Source organism: Aeromonas sp. s11 (assembly GCF_040907945.1).
Lineage (GTDB): Bacteria > Pseudomonadota > Gammaproteobacteria > Enterobacterales > Aeromonadaceae > Aeromonas > Aeromonas veronii.
This window is the reverse complement of sequence record NZ_JBFOCU010000062.1, coordinates 28,704-46,128: the sequence shown is the minus strand read 5'-3', so window position 1 is coordinate 46,128 and position 17,425 is coordinate 28,704. Positions and strand designations below refer to the sequence as shown.

Below are 17,425 nucleotides of genomic sequence, written 5' to 3'. Positions count from 1 at the left end.
GGCCAGCGGCGAAGTCAGCCCGGTTAGCCTATCACCGACTCCTGCCGGGCACTTCGCCGACCATGATGTCGGGCGCCAGCTTCATAAAGCGCAAAAATCGCCACACAAAGCAGCGCCATCAGCACATAGAGCAACTGCCCGCTCCACTGCTCGAGGATCCAGCCTCCCAGCAGGGCGCCGGCGGCTCCTCCCAACCCGGCCAGTGCGCTGGCACCAAAGTAGCTCCCCTTGAGATGAGCGGGAGCCATCTGGTCGATCAGCACGTTGAGCAGGGGGAAGAGGATGGTCTCGCCGATGCTGAGCAGCAGCACGGCGCCAAACCAGTGGCTGCGCACCATCGGATCCCCCAGCGCGAAGAGCAATTGGGCAGCCAGAAAGAGCGCCATGCCGATATGAAGCCGTACCCGCACCGGCCAGCGTGACAACAACCGCAGCAGCGGAAACTGCAGCAGCACCACGGTCAGGGCATTGGTCGCCACCAGCAGAGCAACCAGCTCGGCCACCTGCGGCATACCGGCTCGGGTCAGGTATTGCACCAGCGGCGAGTGAAACTGGGAGTAGACCAGCACCATCAGGAGATTGGCCATCACCAGCAGCAGGAAGGCGCGATCCGCCAGCAACACCTTGATGGCATCCCGCAGTCCGGGGCCTGCCGCCCCCGGCTTGCCTGTGCTGCCAGCCCGGCGAAATCCCCAGCCAAAGGCCAGCGCCAGCAGCAGATAGCTCACCACCAGAAACAGGAAGGTCTCCTGCTGGGCGTTGATCCCGAGGGTCACCCCCAGTAGCGGCCCCAGCGCGGCCCCCAGGTTGAGCAGAAAATAGCGCAGGTGCAGTGCCAGCTCCCGCGCCTTGGCCGAGGCCAGACTGTCGGCCATCAGCGCCTTGCCGGGCGCATCGATGAGCCCCGACGAGAGGCCGCTGCCCATCACCCCGACCCCGAGCCAGAACACCTCGTGCGAAAAACCGAGCAGGCCGAAACAGATCATCGCCACCAGACAACCGGCCAGCAGTATGCTGCGCCGCCCGAAGCGATCAGAGAGCCAGCCGCCGTAGAAACTGACCAGGGTAGAGAGGGCCATCGAGCCACCCAGCAACAGGCCGATGAAGGTGGCCGAAAGGTCATACTCCCGATAGAGCAGAATGGAGAGGAAGGGCCACACCATGTAGTAGCTGGTACGCACCATAAAGGTACCCAGAATGACGATCCAGACCAGCGGGGTAAATTGCCTGAAGGTGCTCCATGACATCGCTATGCTCCATGCCCCGCAGCTCTTACCACAAGATCCTGTCATAAACGGGGAAAGCATTCAGTTGTAACAGAGGGTCTCAATAGAAACAACCTTTGCTCACCAGCAAGGTGCAACCGGATGCAAAAAGGCCAGCCGATGGGCATCGACTGGCCTTTTTATCACGGGAGTTCCCTCAGGCTAGCGCTTAGCGCCAGGGGCTCTGTTGCCACAGCCGCCCCAGTCCGGCTTCCAGTGCCTGCGCGCCCTGCTGCCCCAGCTTCTGGGTCAGGCTTTTTGGCTTGCGATAGCTGATGCCGATCACCTTGTGGTGGCTGGCCTGCGCCAGCAGGTAATCATCACTGGTGCAGAGGGTATCCACCAACCCCAGCCCCTTGGCCTGACTCGCCAGCCAGTGCTCGCCGGTCGTGACCTGATCGATATCGAGTTGCGGGCGGTGTTCGGCCACAAAGGCCTTGAAGCGCTCGTGGATCGCCGCCAGCTCCTCGCGAAACTTCTCGCGCCCCAGATCGTCGTTCTCGCCAAACATGGTGATAGTGCGCTTGTACTGGCCGGCGGTGTGCATCTCGAATTCGATATCGTGCTTTTTCAACAACTTGTTGAAGTTCGGCAGCTGGGCGATCACCCCGATGGATCCGACGATGGCAAAGGGGGCAGCCAGGATCTTGTCCGCCACGCAGGCCATCATGTAGCCGCCACTCGCCGCCACCTTGTCAATCGCAACGGTGAGTTTGATGTCACGATCGCGCAGCCGCTGCAGCTGGGAGGCTGCCAAGCCATAGCCATGCACCACGCCGCCACCGGATTCGAGTCGCAGCAGCACCTCGTCACCAGGCTGGGCGACGCCGATCACCGCGCTCACCTCCTCGCGCAGGGAGGCCACCTCTTTGGCATCCATGCTGCCGTTGAAATCGAGCACGAACAGACGACTGCGCTCATCACCGGCCTTGGTGCGTTTTTTCTGCTCTTCCTTCTGCTGCTTTTCCAGTACCTTGCGCTCGGCCTTGCTGGCGAGCGCGCTCTTGAGCGCAAACTGCCCCTGCTCCAGCTCGCTCGAGAGATCGGTCACCACCAGCTCCCCCTTGCGGGCTTTCGGCTGGCGAGTGCTGACGATCATCAGGATGATGGCGCCGATGGCCAGCAGGAAGGTCACTATCTTGGCCAAAAACAGGCCATATTCGGTCAGAAATGTCACGATGGACTCCAGAATGGATCGGTTTTCGTCACATTCTAGGGAGTTTGATGGAGGCGCGCAAAAAATCGCAGCCAGTGCCCGGAAAAACCAACCAGAGCATCACAACCTCTCTATTTTCTTCACATTTTTCTTGCCGCTGGCTGGTCAAACAGGCGCGCGGATCAGTACACTTGGCGCCGATTGCCATGCACTTATGGCCGGAATTTGTTAACAGGAGTTGTCATGCTCGATTATCAGGCACCCCGCGATCTGCTCAAGGATAAAGTCATTCTGGTCACAGGTGCCGGCGACGGGATCGGCCGCGAAGCCGCCCTCACCTACGCCGCTCACGGTGCCACCGTGATCCTGCTCGGCCGCACCAGCGCCAAACTCGAAGCCGTGTATGACCAGATTGAAGCGGCCGGTTATCCGCTGCCCGCCATCGTGCCGGTGGATCTGAAAGGGGCCACCGCCGCCCACTACCGCGGCATGGCAGAAACCTTCGCCCAGCAGTTTGGCCGCCTCGATGGCGTGCTGTTCAATGCCGGTCTGCTCGGCACCCTCTCTCCGTTTGAACATATTCAGGAGAAGGAGTGGGACGAGGTGATGCAGGTCAACGTCAAATCGGAATTCCTGCTGACCCAGGCGCTGCTGCCGCTGCTGCGCCAGACTGCCAAGGCGCAGGGCGATGCCTCCATCGTCTACACCTCCTCCAGCGTGGGACGCAAGGGGCGCGCCTACTGGGGCACCTATGCCATCTCCAAATTTGCCATCGAGGGGATGATGGAAGTGCTGGCCGACGAGCTTGAGAACACCGGTGTGCGGGTCAATACCCTCAATCCGGGCGGTACCCGTACCAAGATGCGCGCCAGCGCCTTCCCGGCGGAAGATCCCATGAACCTCAAGACTCCGGCCGACCTGATGCCGCTCTACCTCTACCTGATGGGGTCGGACAGCCGCGGCAAAACCGGCCAGACCTTTGTGGCTCAGCCAAAATAAACAAGTTGCGTGGCCCAGCCCAAATAAATCAATAAAATACCCAGAGTGTTGTGCGGCAGGGGTTAAATTGAATAGGGGGCACAGGCTCCCTGTTCGAACCACTGACCATTCTATCTCCAATCAGGTTGAACTATGTTTCGTCCCAAGAGCACGTTTGAGCAATGGCGGATCTTTCAGGCGGTGGTCGACTGCGGCGGCTACGCCCAGGCGGCCGAGGCGCTGAACAAGAGCCAGTCCTCCCTCAATCATGCGGTTGCAAAGTTGCAGCAGAGTCTGGGGGTGCCCTTGCTGGAGGTGCGCGGCCGCAAGGCGGTGCTGACGCCGGCGGGCGAGATCTTCCTCAAGCGGGCCCGTCAGTTGAGCCAACAGGTGGAAGAGCTGGAAAATCTGGCCAACAACCTGGAGCGGCAGTGGGAGCCGCAGATCAACCTCTATGTCTCGGCGCTGCAGCCAAGGGATCGCCTCTATCGGGCGCTGGCCAGCTTCTATCCCCGCAGTCGGGGTTGCCGGGTCAACCTGCACGAACGCATTCACTGCCACTTCAACGCCCTGCAACCGGGGGATCTGATGCTCTCCGAGCACCTGCCCGGCGATCGCACCGGTCTGCTGCTGGACGAGGTGTGCCTGCTGCCCCTCTGCGCCGCCAGCCATCCGCTGGCACAGGAGGAGGGGGCGATCCGCAGCGATATATTGACCAGCCACAACCAGATCAGCCTTCACCCCCCCATTCATCGCTCGGTAGACTGGAACGATGCGGATGACACCGGCTGGAAGGCCACCCACTACCACGAAGTGCTCGCCATGCTGCGCCTTGGCCTCGGCTATGCCTGGCTGCCGCGCCATCTGGTAGAGCGGGAGCTGGCGGAAGGGTCACTCATACAGCTGGCTCTGGAGAGCGGCAACGAGCGCCACCTCTACACCTATCTGCTGACCCTCTCCCCCGAATCTCTCGGCCCAGCGACCGAGCTGCTGCTGCGCTGCCTGCGCAACGAATATCAGGGCGAATCAGCGCCGCTTCCGCACGCCCAGTCCCAGCACGATAAATAACAGCCAGATCCCCCGTCAGACGTTGGGCACCCGCCAGCTGGCGGCCAGTGCCACCAGCGCCAATCCCAGCGCCACCATAAAGACTCCGTGGAAACTCCACACCTCCGCCACCACACCGGCGATGGCCCCCGCCATGATGGAGCCGGTGCGGATACTGTTGGCAAACAGGGTAGTCGCCACCCCGGCTCTCCCCGGCATCAGATCCTGAAAGTAAGACATGCCGATCCCCGCCACGATACCTATGAAGATGGCGTTGAACAGCTGCAAGGCGATCAGGGCGTATTGGTCGGTGAGGGTCACCAGACCTGTGTAAAAGGCCGCGCCAGCCAGCACCGCCAGCAACATCATGGGGCGCTTGCCAAAGCGCGCCGTGTAATAACCCGCCAGCAGCATGAAGGGGATCTCCAGCGCCGCTGCCGTGCCCATCAGGATACCGGCAAGCTTCTCATCCAACCCCAGCTCGCGGGTGATGTAGAGCGGCATATTGATGAGATACATGCTGTTGCAGGTCCACATCAGGGTGGAGGCGATAAAGAGCGCCCGCACCGCCGGATCCCGCCAGCTGCTGACCCGCTCTGTCTCTTCAGCCATCTTGGGCAAAGGCAGCGAGGGCAGCCAGCGCCACACCACCAGAGCACAGAGCAGATAGGCCAGTGCCGAGGCCAGATACATCAGCTCAAAACCGTAGCCGATGGCCAGCGCGAAGGCGATGGGCGGGCCTATGACCCAGGCCAGCGAAAACTGGGCCCGCATCACCGAGCTGAACATGTCCGCCCGCCGGTTGCGGCTGTCGGAATACTCCCGCGCCAGCGCAAACAGCTGGGGGCTGGCAGTGGCCGCCAGCGCCGCCAGCATCACCCCCAGACTCGCCAACAGCCAGTAGTTGCGGTTCCAGGCAAACAGCAAGGAGAGCGCCACCCCAGCAAAGCAGCAGCGCAGGATCAGTCGCTTGCGGTCCCCCTTGTTGTCGGAGCGATGGCCCAGCCACTGGCTGACCAAAATGCCCACCACAGCATTGATGGTATAGAAGAGCCCGACCAGAAAGGGGCGCACCTGCACCTCCTCGGCCAGAAACAGACTTAAGGTAGGCACCTGCAATGCCACCGCGACGCCGGTCATAAAGGTCACGGCAAGAAACGAAAGAGATACGGGGTCCGGGCGTTTGACCGCCGCTATCGACAAGCTCATAGGGTTACCACTGATTGGAAGGACGATACGGGCTAACGGGCGGCAGCCGTATGAAAATTCGGCGCCTATCTTATGTCACTATCAAGAGCGGGCTCAAGGATGGCATAAGCGGGTGTGCGCCTTGCGAGGGAGGCCGCGACCCCGTAGAGTGAAGGCCCATCCTGCCAGCACAAGGAGTTCGCATGTTTGATTTTGATCAGGAAGTAGACCGCAGTGGCACCATGAGCCTGAAATGGGACAAGTACAAGGGTCAGGATGTGCTGCCCATGTGGGTTGCCGATACCGACTTTGTCTCCCCCCCGTCCGTGATTGAGGCGTTGACCAAACGGGTCGCCCACGGCATTTTCGGCTATTCACGCCCCTCGCCGCGCCTGATCGAACTCATTATCGAACGGATGGCGACCCGCTATGGCTGGGCCATCGAGCCCGAATGGCTGGTATTCCTGCCGGGCGTGGTGCCGGGGCTCAACCTAGCCTGCAAGGCGTGGAGCCAGCATGGCCGCGGTATCATCACTCCCAAGCCGGTCTACTACCCCTTCCTGCAGGCGCCGGGCTTCAATGATCGTCCCCTGCTCACCGTGCCGATGATTGAAGAAGCCGGTCGCTGGGTGCTGGATCTTGAAGAGCTGGAGCGTCAGGCCCCCGCCGCAGATCTGCTGCTGCTCTGCAATCCCCACAACCCGGGCGGCACCATCTTCACCCGTGACGAGCTGCTGGCCATCGATGCCATCGCTGCGCGCCACAATCTGGTGATCTGCTCCGATGAAATCCACTGCGATCTGCTGCTGGATAAGAATGCCCGCCACATTCCCTACGGCGCCATCAGTGCACAAGCAGCCGAGCGCTGCGCGGTGATGATGGCCCCGAGCAAGACCTTCAATATCGCCGGTCTCTGCTGCTCCTTCGCCATTATCCCCAACGCCCGTCTGCGCTTCAGGCTGCAACAGGCGATGCGCGGCATCAGCGCCGACGTCAACCTGCTGGGCTTTGTCGCCGCCGAAGCGGCCTATGAGGGTGGCGAACAGTGGCTGACCGAGCAACTCGACTATCTGGCGGCCAATCTGGACCTGATCCAGCAGGCGGTTGCCCGCTGGCCCGGCGTCAAGCTGGCCAACCATCAGGCGACGTATCTGGCCTGGATTGATGTGAGCGGCCTTGGCCTTGCCGATCCCATCGCCTTCTTCGAGCAGGCCGGCGTTGGTCTCTCCCCCGGCGCTCAGTTTGGCGATGGTCAGTTTGTGCGGCTCAACTTCGGCTGCACCAGGACACGACTGACCGACGCACTGGCGCGGATGGAGCGGGCAATCCTCAACCACAACAAGCCCTGATCAGCCAGCAACGGGATGGGCAAGCCCCATCCCTTTTCCCCTGTGTCATCAGCCAGCGGTCAACTCAGTCAACGGTCAATTATGTCTCTACGGATCTTGCATCACCTTCTGCTCCCCCTCTGTGCACTCTCTGCGCTGCTCCCCTTTGGCAGCCAGGCGCTGACTATCGGAACGGGCCCGCTCAACGGGGTCTACTACCCGACCGGTGGCGCCATCTGCCGGGTGCTCAATGCCGGCCATGCCCTGCATGGGGACAGCTGCACCGTGCAGAGCACCCGTGGCTCGATGGCCAACCTCAAGGCACTCGACAAGGGGGACGTACAGCTGGCGCTGGTGCAGTCCGATGTGTTGCACCACGCCCTGCACGGCACCGGCCCCTTCAGCGGGCAGGGGGCCAACAATGAGCTGCGCAGCCTGTTTCGCCTCTATCAGGAGTCGTTAACCCTGCTGGCCGCCCCCAATAGCGGCATCACCACCCTGGCAGATATCGAAGGGAAGCGGATCTATCCGGGCAACAAAGGCGCCGGTGAGCAGATCACCAGCCAGGCCCTGATGGCGGCCATGGGATGGCAATCCGGGCAGTTTGCTGCCTATCAGCTCAAATCGGACAGCGAACCGCTGGAAGGGCTGTGCGACGGCTCGCTGGATGCCGCTTTTGTGGTTGCCGGTCACCCCAGTCTGGCGGTCGGCGATCTGATCAGCCGCTGCAAGGTGCGCCTCATCCCCATCGAAGGGGAGCAGATCGACACGCTGCTCAAGCAACACCCCTACTACCAGCGCAGCCGTATCGCCGCCAACCTCTATCCGGGACAGACCACAGCCATCAACAATATCGGGATGAGTGCCGAACTGGTGGCGCTGGCCAGCCTGCCGGACCCCATCGTCCGTACCGTGCGCGATACCCTGCTGGCCCGAGTCAAACAGTTCAGCCGGCTGCATCCTGCCCTGAGCAAGGTGACCCCCGAGCAGTTGCAGGCGCAAACCGAACTGCCCCTCCATGCGGGGATGTCGGATCAACCGCCAGCCCCCTTGCCACTGACCCCCGAGCAGTTAACCGCGGAACAGCTGATGCCGGAGCCGTTAGCACCAGCGCCATCGGCCTCGGAGGCGGTGCCCACGACAGGGCCGGTGAGCGCCGCCAACGGGACGACTGCGCCCTCTGACGCGACCGCCACCAGCAGTGCCGCAGTGGCAACAGAAGCCACAGAGGTTAATCCCTTGCCCGAAGAGGCACTTGAGGTCACCTCCGAGCTCACTGCTACGCCAACCACCGAGGGTGAGAGCATGGCTCCTTCTGCCGCAGCGTCAACTGCGCCAGCACCATCGGCTGCAGTTTTGGCTCAGTTGCCGCAAAGCGCCTCTGCAGCCACTGCGCCGCAAGAGCAGGCAACCCAGCCTGCCAGCAGCGCAGTGACTGGCGAAACCCCACCGCAGGATAAAACCGATATACCTCCCGCTCCTGCCACCAGTGCAGCCACACCGCCGCAGCACTGAGTGGTCAGCACCCACAAACGCATCAGGGCAGCCTCGGCTGCCCTGATTATTGATATGCGCTCGACAGTGGCGAAGTCGATTGGCCTGCTCACCTTGCCGCCCCGCTACTGCTCCATCACCCGGGTCAGATAGGGGTTGGGCTTCTGGATCTCCTCCTCCACCCAGTGCAGCAACTGCTTGATGGCCCGCGACAACACCTGATTCTGACGCACCACATAACCCAGACTGGTACCGGGAAAGTCGCCGAGGCTGGTGACCGGCGCGGTGAGGTTGAGGCGCGGATGCAGGGAGAAGTCCGGCACGATGGCGACACCAAAGCCAGCCTCGGCCCAATCGAGCTGGGCGTCCACGCTGCCCACCTCCATGATGCGGCAGGGAGGCAAGGCCAACAGCGGCAGGGACGGGTCGATCAGCGCTCGGGTGCGGGTGTCGTGACCGAGCAGGATCAGGGTCGGCTCGTCGAGGGGGTCGCTCTCCCCCGCCACCGCCCGTGCCTGCCAGCGGGCAAGGCCGTGCCCCAGGGCGCACCAGGTCACCTGTTGCAGCTCGGTATAGAAGAGCGGTTCGCTGCGCTTTTGCGCCATGACAAAACCCAGATCCGCCTTGCCCGCCTTGACCAGCTCGGCCGCCTGATCCGAAGTGGTGTTGAACAGAGTGAGGTCGATGCCGGGAAACTCCCGCTTGAAGCGCTGGAACGGCTGGATCAGCAGCAGGCGGGAAATGATGTCGCTGGCGGCGATGGCCAGCGTTCCCTGACTCAGCTGGTTGAGGGCATTGAGATCGGACTGGCAGAGCTGCAACTCGGCAATGGTGCGCTCGGCGCTTTGCAGTAGCCGCTCTCCCGCCTGAGTCAGGCGAAACGGGCTGCGCTCGATCAGCCGCACCCGGGTCGCCTGCTCCAGCCGCTTGATATGCAGGCTGACATTGGGCTGGGTCATGTGCAGCTCGGTGGCGGTCTGGCCAAAATGTTGCAATCTGGCCAGGGTGACAAAGGTTTGCAGCCAGTGAATATCCAGCATAAGAGTCCCTCAACCCGCGATGTGCGGGGCTTGCCAGGCAAAATCGGACGGTTTGCCGTTTAATTGGCCATAATTATATGGTTCTCTTATCGGAATTATAAAGATAATTAATTTTTCTAATCCGCATCAGGCTCCTAGGATGGACGCCTAACGTCTTAGGAGAAAGAGTCATGTCGTCTATCGTAGTCGTAGGTGCTAACTGGGGTGATGAAGGCAAAGGCCGCATCGTGGATTATCTGGCAGGTCAAGCTGGCGCCAGCATTCGCTTCCAGGGCGGCAACAACGCTGGCCACACCGTGGTCAACGACCTTGGCACCTTCAAGCTGCACCAGGTTCCGAGTGGCGTATTCAACCCGGATTGCCTGGTTGTCCTCGGCCCTGGCATGGTGATCAGCCCCGAGAAACTGACCGTCGAGCTCGAGGAAGTCAAAGCCTCCGGCGTGACTCCGAAGCTGGCCATCTCTGACCGCGCAACCCTGTGCCTGCCGCTGCACGCACTGGAAGATACCCTGGAAGAGCAACGTCTGGGTGACGGCGCCTATGGCTCCACCCGTCAGGGTATCGCCCCTGCCTACGGCGATCGCGTCATGAAGAAAGCGATCCTGGTCGGCTGGCTGAAACAGCCGGACGTACTGGTCGAGCGCATCCAGTTCATGCTGGATTGGAAACTGCCGCAGATGAAGGCTATCTACCCCTCCTTCGAATTCACCCAGACTGCCCAGGAGATGGCCGACTGGCTGCTGGAAGTCTCTGCCCCCTGGATCGACGCCGTCTGCAACGTCAGTATGCCGCTCAAAGCGCTGCAGGCCGAAGGCAAGACCCTGCTGTTCGAAGCCCAGCTGGGCGCTGGCCGTGACCTGATCTACGGCGAATACCCCTGGGTGACCTCCTCCCACGTATCTGGCGCCTACGCCGGTATCGGTGGCGGTCTGCCGGGTTTGCGCCCGGAGCGCGTCATCGCAGTGGCCAAGGCATTCAGCTCCTCTGTCGGTACCGGCACCCTGCTGACCGCCATGGAGAACCAGGACGAGTTCCGCAAGATCACCAACGAGTTCGGTGCCACCACCGGCCGTCCCCGTGATGTCGGTTACTTCGACGCCGTCGCCACCAAGAACGGTGTCGAGCTGCAAGCCGCCACCGAAGTGGCACTGACCAAGCTGGACTGCCTGACCGGTCTGCCGGATCTGAAGATCTGCGTAGCTTACGAAGGTGCCCACACCGAGAACCCGATTTGGCCGCAAACTGCAGCCCTGAAGCCGGTTTACGAGCAGATGGAAAGCTGGAGCGAAGACATCACCGGCTGCCGCACCTTCGAAGAGCTGCCCAAAGCGGCCCAGCAGTACGTGCTGCGTATCGAAGAGCTGCTCGGCGTACCGGTTCCGATGGTTTCCGTCGGCCCGGGCCGCGACGAGATGATCCTGCGCTAAGCCGCACCTCTTATCGTCAAACAAAAAACCGGCATCCCTGATGCCGGTTTTTTTATGGCTGCTATTTACCTTATCGCCATAAAAACCACCCAAAGGCTCAATTAACTCAACAATAGACCTCACATTGAGCCGTTCTGCAATATTATTCTGCCCTGCTCTCGCTAAAGTGAACCCGTTACCACACGAGGAGTCACCCGATGAAATTGCTCAAACAGAGTGCCCTGTTGCCACTGCTCTGCCTGACGGCCATGCCAGCCTTTGCCATGACCCTAAAGAGCACGGACATTCACGAAGGCCAGCTGATGGACAAACAGTTCAGCTTCAACGGCTTTGGCTGCAGCGGCGACAACCACTCGCCCCAACTTAGCTGGCAGGATCTGCCGGCAGGCACCAAGAGTGTTGCCATCACCGCCTATGACCCCGATGCCCCTACCGGCAGCGGTTGGTGGCACTGGCTGGTGGTTAACCTGCCTGCCACCCAGAGCGAACTGGCCAGCAATGCCTCCGGCAAGCTCAAGCAGGGATTGGAGGTCCGCACCGACTTTGGCAGCCAGGGTTACGGCGGCCCCTGCCCGCCCGCTGGTCACGGCATGCACCGCTATCAGTTCACCGCCTGGGCCCTTCCCCATGATCTCGAGGTAAAGGCTGATACCCCGCCCGCTATGGTAGGCTACATGCTTAACAGCATGGCGCTTGGCAAAGCCACCCTGACCGCCACCTTCGTCACCCCCTAGGAGCCAACCGGATGAGCACTCCCCTGCTGCAACAGAGCCACTATCTCGGGATCCGCCAGCAGCCCCTGCACCGGGTGCTCATCTACGCCCCGACCCTCATCTGGGTCACCCAGGGGAGCAAGCAACTGTGGTGGCGCGAGCGACGTCTGTCGTTTGACAGGGAGCGGTGGCTGCTGATCCCGGCAGGCCACCAGCTCACCTTCGTCAATCAGCCGGAGCAGGGCAAATTTCGCTCCCACGCCATCACGCTGCTCACTCCACCACCGCCGGAGTGGCTGGCCGAGTCAGCCCCTTCCCACGCCGATTTGGAGGAACCCGCCGTCAAGGTCACCCCCGGGCTCACCTTCTGCTTTGAACTCATCAGCACCATGGCCGAACGGGGACTGAGCGAGGCAACCCAGGCCGAACTGCTACGCAGCTTCTATGCCGAGCTGCGGGCAGCCAACGCCCTCGGGTTACTCTTTCCCGCCAGCACCATGACCCTCGCAGAGCGGCTGGCACGCTACCTGGCGGTGGAACCCGGCATCGACCACACCTTGGAGGCAGTGGCCCCCCACTTCTCCATGAGCCGCGCCTCCATGGTGCGCAAGCTGGCCGCCGAAGGTCGCAGCTTTCGCCAGTTGCTGGCTCAGGTACGCATGAGCCACGCCCTCAACCTGTTGCAACAGGGCCTGACCCCGCTGGAAGTCGCCCTCGCCTGCGGTTATGACTCCCCCAGTCGCTTTGCCGCCCGCTTCAAACAGGAGTTCGGCCTGACGCCCCACCAATACCTGCACACCTGCCCTGCCAGATTGGCGAGCAACGGCAAGTAAAATATTACTTAAATCCAATCTTATGTAACCTGATGTAACCCGGTGATCCCGCTCACATTGTCGCCTCTTCAGAGTGTGATCTCGCGCCAACGCTCCCTTTTCCCTTGCCATACAATGGCTACCGAACACCTTTTCACTAAAAATAAGCGTAAAAAATCTTCCTTTTAACCTACATAAACGGAATTGGAGCGAGAAATGTTTCGTAAAACTTTACTCTCGGTAGCCCTAGGCACCGCCCTGTTCGGACTGACTGCCTGCAACGATAACCAGACAGAGAGCAGCACAGTCGCCAAACCGGAGCAGGCCATCCAGTACAAGGACGTGATCGACCGTCGGGGAACACCGACCCAATTCCGCGACTTTGACAGCTACTCCAACCTCAAATACAACCCGCTGCTCGATCTGGGGGCCTGGCACGGTTTCCTGCTGCCTGCCAGCGACAAGGAGTGGGGGGGCTTTACCGGCCCCATGGTCATCTCCGAGGAGTACAGCCTCTTCTTTGCCAGCGAGCTGGACAAGCTCACCCTGAGCGATACGAGCGGCCGCCCGTTCCCGCTCACCAGCGCCCGCAAGCAGGAGGTGTACGCCATTCCCGGTGCGCTGGTGCAACGCTTCGAGTTCGAGCCCTTCACGCTGGAGCTGGAGCTGCGTTATGGCGATGCCCGCACCGCCCTTATCCGCACCCGACTCATCAACCAGACCGATGCACCGCTCACCCTCAACCTCAACTGGCAGGGTGAGTTGCTCAATCAATGGGATGCCAAGGATACGATTGCCAGCAAATATCCAGGCTGGACACGCACCATCAGCGAGAGCGACAAAGGAATCGAATTCCAGTTCGGTAAACTGCGCAGCACCTGGAACATCATGCAGAGCGGCAGCGCCCGCTATCGCATCGACCGCACCCTGCCAAGTCGCACCACCCTCGACCAGAAGACACTGGGCTACCAAAGCGACGCCAGCATTACCCTGGCCGCCAAGGGGAGCGAGGATATCTACACCCTGCAGAGCTATCTCCACTCCGCAGATGACGCCAGCCGCCATCAGCAGAGCCGTCAGGCACTGCTGGCCAACCCGGCCAGCTATTTTGCCGACTCCATCCGCCGCTGGGAGGGCTACCTTGCCAAGGGTCTCTCCAATCAGGGGATCACCGAGTCGGAGCGTCGTATCGCCGTCAAAGCGATGGAGACCCTCAGCGGCAACTGGCGCTCCCCGGCTGGCGCCATCCTCCACGACGGGGTGACCCCCTCCAATACCGCCCGCTGGTTCGACGGCGTCTGGGCCTGGGACAGCTGGAAGCACGCCTATGCCATGGCGCACTTCAACCCTGAGGTAGCCAAGAACAACGTGCGCGCCATGTATGACTATCAGGTACAGCCGGATGATCCGGTGCGACCACAGGATGCGGGCATGGTGATCGACGCAGTCTTCTACAACAAGCTGGCGGATCGCGGTGGCGATGGCGGCAACTGGAACGAGCGCGACACCAAGCCGCCCCTCTCCGCCTGGGCCATCTGGGAAATCTACAACGCTACCAAGGACAAGGCCTTTATCGCCGAGATGTATCCCAAGCTGCAGGCCTACCACGACTGGTGGTACCGCGCGCGGGACAACAACCGCAACGGCATCATCGAATATGGCGCTACCAAGCATGTGGAGCACAATGACGAGTACGGCAATATCACCTTCAAGGTGCAGTACTCCAACGGTATTCCCGCCGGGCTGGATCTCTCCAGCTGTACCAGTGAGGGGGATGGCTGGTATGCCTGCGCCGGAATGCCGCTCTATCAACAGGTGTTGAACGTGGGCGGTTACAGCGACATGGATATCGGTGCCCAGCACGGCGCCGGTTGGGAGTCCGGCATGGACAACGCCGCCCGCTTCGGCTTTATCGAACCGGGCCAGCTGCAACGTTATGCCGACAAGACCTATGGCGGAGATTTGGCCAAGGCGCGTCAGGACTGGAACGTCGCCTTCTTTGAAAACCATCAGGACAATGGCGATTTGATCGGTTTCTCCATCGATCAGGAGTCAGTGGAGCTCAACGCCTTCCTCGCCAAAGAGAAACGCATTCTGGCAGATATGGCCGACCTGCTTGGCAAGCCGGACGACGCGAGCCGCTACCGCGATGGCGCGACCCAGCTGGCTGGTTACATCAACAGCTGCATGTTCGATGAGGCATCAGGCTTCTATTACGATCGCCAGATTGCTCAGGGGGATGTTGCTGACGGCAACGGCTGCGTCGGCAAATTGCTGACCGCCCGCGGCCGTGGCCCGGAAGGGTGGAGCCCGCTCTGGGCAGAGGTCGCCGACAAGGAGAAAGCGGCGCGGGTGCGTGAGGTCATGCTCAACGCCCAGGAGTTCAACACAAAGATCCCGCTGGGCACAGCGGCGCTGACCAACCCGGCCTACGATCCCAATATCTACTGGCGCGGCCGGGTATGGCTCGATCAGTTCTACTTCGGGGTGAAGGGGCTCGAAAACTACGGCTACCGCAGCGATGCCGAGGCTCTGGTCAACAAGCTGTTCAACAACGCAGAGGGCTTGGCGGGCAGCGGCCCCATCCGCGAAAACTACAATCCGGAGACCGGCGCCATGCAGGGGGCCAGCAACTTCAGCTGGAGCTCGGCCCACCTCTATATGCTCTATCGCAACTTCCTGAAACCACAGGCGTAAGCTTGCTCCACCATGCAAAAGGCCTCCGAATGGAGGCCTTTCTGTTTTCACTCAAGTTGCACTCACACAATACCCGCCGCGCTGCGGGTTCGGGCTCGTCTTAACTGGTCGTGAGCGGCAAAGAGAGGCGTTTGGCCAGTGCCTGGAAGTGCTGGCTCACCTCAGCCCCGAACAGGGGGTCGCCAATGGCGCGGTTCTGCCAGTTTTGCTCCAGATGACGCCAGTCATCCTCGGTCAGGGAGTCACGCAGATGGGGGAAGATCACCCCCTCTTCATAGTTCATGTGTGCCTCTTGCAGCTCCACGAAGCGCTCCAGCTTGGTAGTGAACTGATCGAGGGGGATCACCGCATCCATCAGGATCATCTCCACCATCTCCTTGAGATCGGCCCCGGCCTCCAGCAGCTTGACGTGCTCCTCCTGCAGGCGGTTGGCGACCTCACCCTCCACCACCCGATATTTCAGGTAGTAGTCATAGATGAGGTCTTCCTTGGGATGGTGGTACTTGTCAGAGACCTCCCGCAGGTAGTCGATGACATCGCGCACCAGAAAATAGCTGATGGGCTCTTCGGCACGGATGGCTGCCAGCTTGTGCTTGAGCAGCTCCAAAAGTCGGGCGATGTTGAGATGGTCCTTGTGCAGACTGGATAACATGGGCACTCCTTGGCTCTGAATAAATCTTATGTCCCTGAGTATACGGTCATTTGTCGCCCGAACTTTGCACTCAATCAAGTGGGATGCAGACAGATTTCCACTCTATCGGACTCTTGTCCTGTTGTTCCAGCAAGCGATTGGTCTCGCTAAAGTGACCGCAACCGATGAAACCGCGGTGGGCAGAGAGTGGGCTCGGGTGCGGCGCGGTCAGCACATAGTGGCGCTGGCGGTCGATGAAACGTCCTTTCTTCTGGGCGTGGGCACCCCACAGCAGGAACACCACCCCCTGACAACTGGCATTGATCTGCTCGATGACCCGATCGGTAAAGGTCTCCCATCCCAGATGGGCGTGGGAATGGGCCTGACCGGCCTGCACCGTCAGCACAGTGTTGAGCAGCAGGACACCCTGTTTGGCCCAGGATTCGAGAAAGCCGTGATTGGGTGTGACGAAACCTGGCAGGTCACGCTGCATCTCTTTATAGATGTTGACCAGTGAGGGAGGCGTACGCACGCCGGGCAGAACGGAGAAGCAGAGACCGTGCGCCTGATTGGGGCCGTGGTAGGGGTCCTGGCCCAGGATCACCACCTTGACCTGATCCAGCTCGGTCAGCTTGAAGGCATTGAACACATCGGTGGCTGGCGGATAGATCACCTTGCCCGCTTCCCGCTCGGCTCTGACAGTTGCCAGCGTACTCTTGAAATAGTCCTGCTCTTTCTCAGAGCCAATCACATCACTCCAGGTCAGCACCCCGGCCTCCTCACTTGATACGGCGAAGGGCTCAGGATAGGGGGCCAGCCCGCAAGACGCAACCGTGGCTCACGCTTTCCAGAGCCTGGCGAGGCGCCCCGAGCGCTCCAGCTTGCGCAGCCCGCTATTGAACAGCAGCATCAGACGGCGCGCCTCGGGATCGGCCTTGCGCATCAGCAGGTATCCCGGTTGCGACCAGATGGGGTCGGCGGCACCGGTCAGTGACAGCGATTGGGGATGACGAACGAGCGCCTGTTGGAACAGAGTCTGTGCCACCTGCTCATCCATCACCAGATAGTGGATCCGCCCGTCGAGCAGCTTGCCCATGCTCTCCTCATCGGAATCTGACCACTCGAGGGTGAGCCCGGCTTGGCGAGCGGCAAAACCATCGCCATAGAAATAGCCACGGGTTACCCCGACCGGCTCGTGTTTCAGCTCACCCAGATTGACCGCGGGCGTACCGGTAAGCGTCATCAAGCGGGTGGTGAAATGGCCGAGCGAGGCGGAGAGATAGAAAAGCTGCTCCCGTTCGCGGGAGCGAAACCAGGGCATGGTGACCACATAGCGCCCCTCCAGAGTCAGTCGGTAAGCCTCGGCCCAGGAATAGAAGTGAAAGCTGACATCGAGCCCCTCTTCGGCAAAGGCCTGGCGCACCACCTCACAGAGAAAGCCCTGATTGGGCAGCGCCTCACTGATATAGGGCGGCCACTCGCCCACAGCAATACGCACCGTCTCGGCCCGCACCGCAACACTGCTTGCCCAGCAACAGCACAGGGCCAGCCATGCCCACTTTCGCCACCCATTATTCACCCGGCACTCTCCTCGCTTTTTTGCTGAGTGTAGCCAACCCCTCAATTAACCTCAGAAAAAGCCGAAAAGA

The 17,425-nt window shown here is 61.1% G+C and carries 15 protein-coding genes; 8 read left to right on the top strand and 7 right to left on the bottom strand.

What is annotated here, in order from left to right:
• Positions 1–23 precede the first annotated feature (23 nt).
• Both AB5Y84_RS18720 and sohB read right to left on the bottom strand, forming a co-directional pair.
• On the bottom strand, positions 24–1,247 hold the full coding sequence (locus tag AB5Y84_RS18720; RefSeq protein WP_257687859.1) for an MFS transporter: 1,224 nt from the start codon (positions 1,245–1,247) through the stop codon (positions 24–26).
• A gap of 187 nt (positions 1,248–1,434) precedes the next feature.
• Complete coding sequence (gene sohB, locus AB5Y84_RS18715) at positions 1,435–2,442, bottom strand: protease SohB (protein WP_368177548.1); 1,008 nt, start codon at positions 2,440–2,442, stop codon at positions 1,435–1,437.
• Between the two features lie 222 nt (positions 2,443–2,664).
• Here sohB and AB5Y84_RS18710 point away from each other — a divergent pair, with 222 nt between their 5' ends.
• Together AB5Y84_RS18710 and AB5Y84_RS18705 are read left to right on the top strand one after the other, a co-directional pair.
• Positions 2,665–3,420, top strand: coding sequence for a YciK family oxidoreductase (locus tag AB5Y84_RS18710; protein WP_005334909.1), 756 nt, complete (start codon positions 2,665–2,667; stop codon positions 3,418–3,420).
• 132 nt (positions 3,421–3,552) lie between these two features.
• Positions 3,553–4,467, top strand: coding sequence for a LysR family transcriptional regulator (locus AB5Y84_RS18705; RefSeq protein WP_368177547.1), 915 nt, complete (start codon positions 3,553–3,555; stop codon positions 4,465–4,467).
• Between the two features lie 15 nt (positions 4,468–4,482).
• Here AB5Y84_RS18705 and AB5Y84_RS18700 read toward each other — a convergent pair whose 3' ends face one another.
• Positions 4,483–5,655: an MFS transporter gene (locus AB5Y84_RS18700; protein ID WP_323911576.1), complete on the bottom strand. Its 1,173-nt coding sequence runs from the start codon at positions 5,653–5,655 to the stop codon at positions 4,483–4,485.
• Between the two features lie 182 nt (positions 5,656–5,837).
• Here AB5Y84_RS18700 and AB5Y84_RS18695 point away from each other — a divergent pair, with 182 nt between their 5' ends.
• Together AB5Y84_RS18695 and AB5Y84_RS18690 are read left to right on the top strand one after the other, a co-directional pair.
• The gene (locus AB5Y84_RS18695) at positions 5,838–6,983 is read left to right on the top strand and encodes a MalY/PatB family protein (RefSeq protein ID WP_368177546.1); all 1,146 of its coding nucleotides are present in this window, start codon (positions 5,838–5,840) and stop codon (positions 6,981–6,983) included.
• A gap of 81 nt (positions 6,984–7,064) precedes the next feature.
• A complete protein-coding gene (locus tag AB5Y84_RS18690) occupies positions 7,065–8,477 on the top strand; it encodes a TAXI family TRAP transporter solute-binding subunit (RefSeq protein ID WP_368177545.1) in 1,413 nt (470 codons plus the stop codon).
• 104 nt (positions 8,478–8,581) lie between these two features.
• On the opposite strand, the gene AB5Y84_RS18685 is transcribed toward AB5Y84_RS18690, so the two are convergent.
• Positions 8,582–9,496, bottom strand: coding sequence for a LysR family transcriptional regulator (locus AB5Y84_RS18685; protein ID WP_182963453.1), 915 nt, complete (start codon positions 9,494–9,496; stop codon positions 8,582–8,584).
• 170 nt (positions 9,497–9,666) lie between these two features.
• On the opposite strand from AB5Y84_RS18685, the gene AB5Y84_RS18680 reads away from it, so the two are divergent.
• The 4 genes from AB5Y84_RS18680 to ygjK all read left to right on the top strand — a co-directional run bounded on the left by AB5Y84_RS18680 (position 9,667) and on the right by ygjK (position 15,145).
• Positions 9,667–10,923: an adenylosuccinate synthetase gene (locus AB5Y84_RS18680; protein ID WP_005362191.1), complete on the top strand. Its 1,257-nt coding sequence runs from the start codon at positions 9,667–9,669 to the stop codon at positions 10,921–10,923.
• Positions 10,924–11,120: 197 nt separating this feature from the next.
• Entirely contained in the window at positions 11,121–11,657 is a 537-nt protein-coding gene (locus tag AB5Y84_RS18675; RefSeq protein WP_181223863.1) for a YbhB/YbcL family Raf kinase inhibitor-like protein, read from the top strand.
• 11 nt (positions 11,658–11,668) lie between these two features.
• Positions 11,669–12,469: an AraC family transcriptional regulator gene (locus tag AB5Y84_RS18670; protein WP_159157396.1), complete on the top strand. Its 801-nt coding sequence runs from the start codon at positions 11,669–11,671 to the stop codon at positions 12,467–12,469.
• A 195-nt stretch (positions 12,470–12,664) separates the two neighbouring features.
• On the top strand, positions 12,665–15,145 hold the full coding sequence (gene ygjK, locus AB5Y84_RS18665) for an alpha-glucosidase (protein WP_257725301.1): 2,481 nt from the start codon (positions 12,665–12,667) through the stop codon (positions 15,143–15,145).
• Between the two features lie 100 nt (positions 15,146–15,245).
• Here ygjK and AB5Y84_RS18660 read toward each other — a convergent pair whose 3' ends face one another.
• The 3 genes from AB5Y84_RS18660 to AB5Y84_RS18650 all read right to left on the bottom strand — a co-directional run bounded on the left by AB5Y84_RS18660 (position 15,246) and on the right by AB5Y84_RS18650 (position 17,355).
• Positions 15,246–15,797 (bottom strand): hemerythrin domain-containing protein, encoded by a 552-nt coding sequence (locus AB5Y84_RS18660; protein ID WP_005334932.1) that lies wholly within the window; start codon positions 15,795–15,797, stop codon positions 15,246–15,248.
• 70 nt (positions 15,798–15,867) lie between these two features.
• Complete coding sequence (ung, locus tag AB5Y84_RS18655) at positions 15,868–16,545, bottom strand: uracil-DNA glycosylase (RefSeq protein ID WP_005334934.1); 678 nt, start codon at positions 16,543–16,545, stop codon at positions 15,868–15,870.
• Positions 16,546–16,614: 69 nt separating this feature from the next.
• Positions 16,615–17,355, bottom strand: a complete 741-nt coding sequence (locus AB5Y84_RS18650; protein WP_005334935.1) for an ABC transporter substrate-binding protein — start codon at positions 17,353–17,355, stop codon at positions 16,615–16,617.
• Between the last annotated feature and the right edge of the window lie 70 nt (positions 17,356–17,425).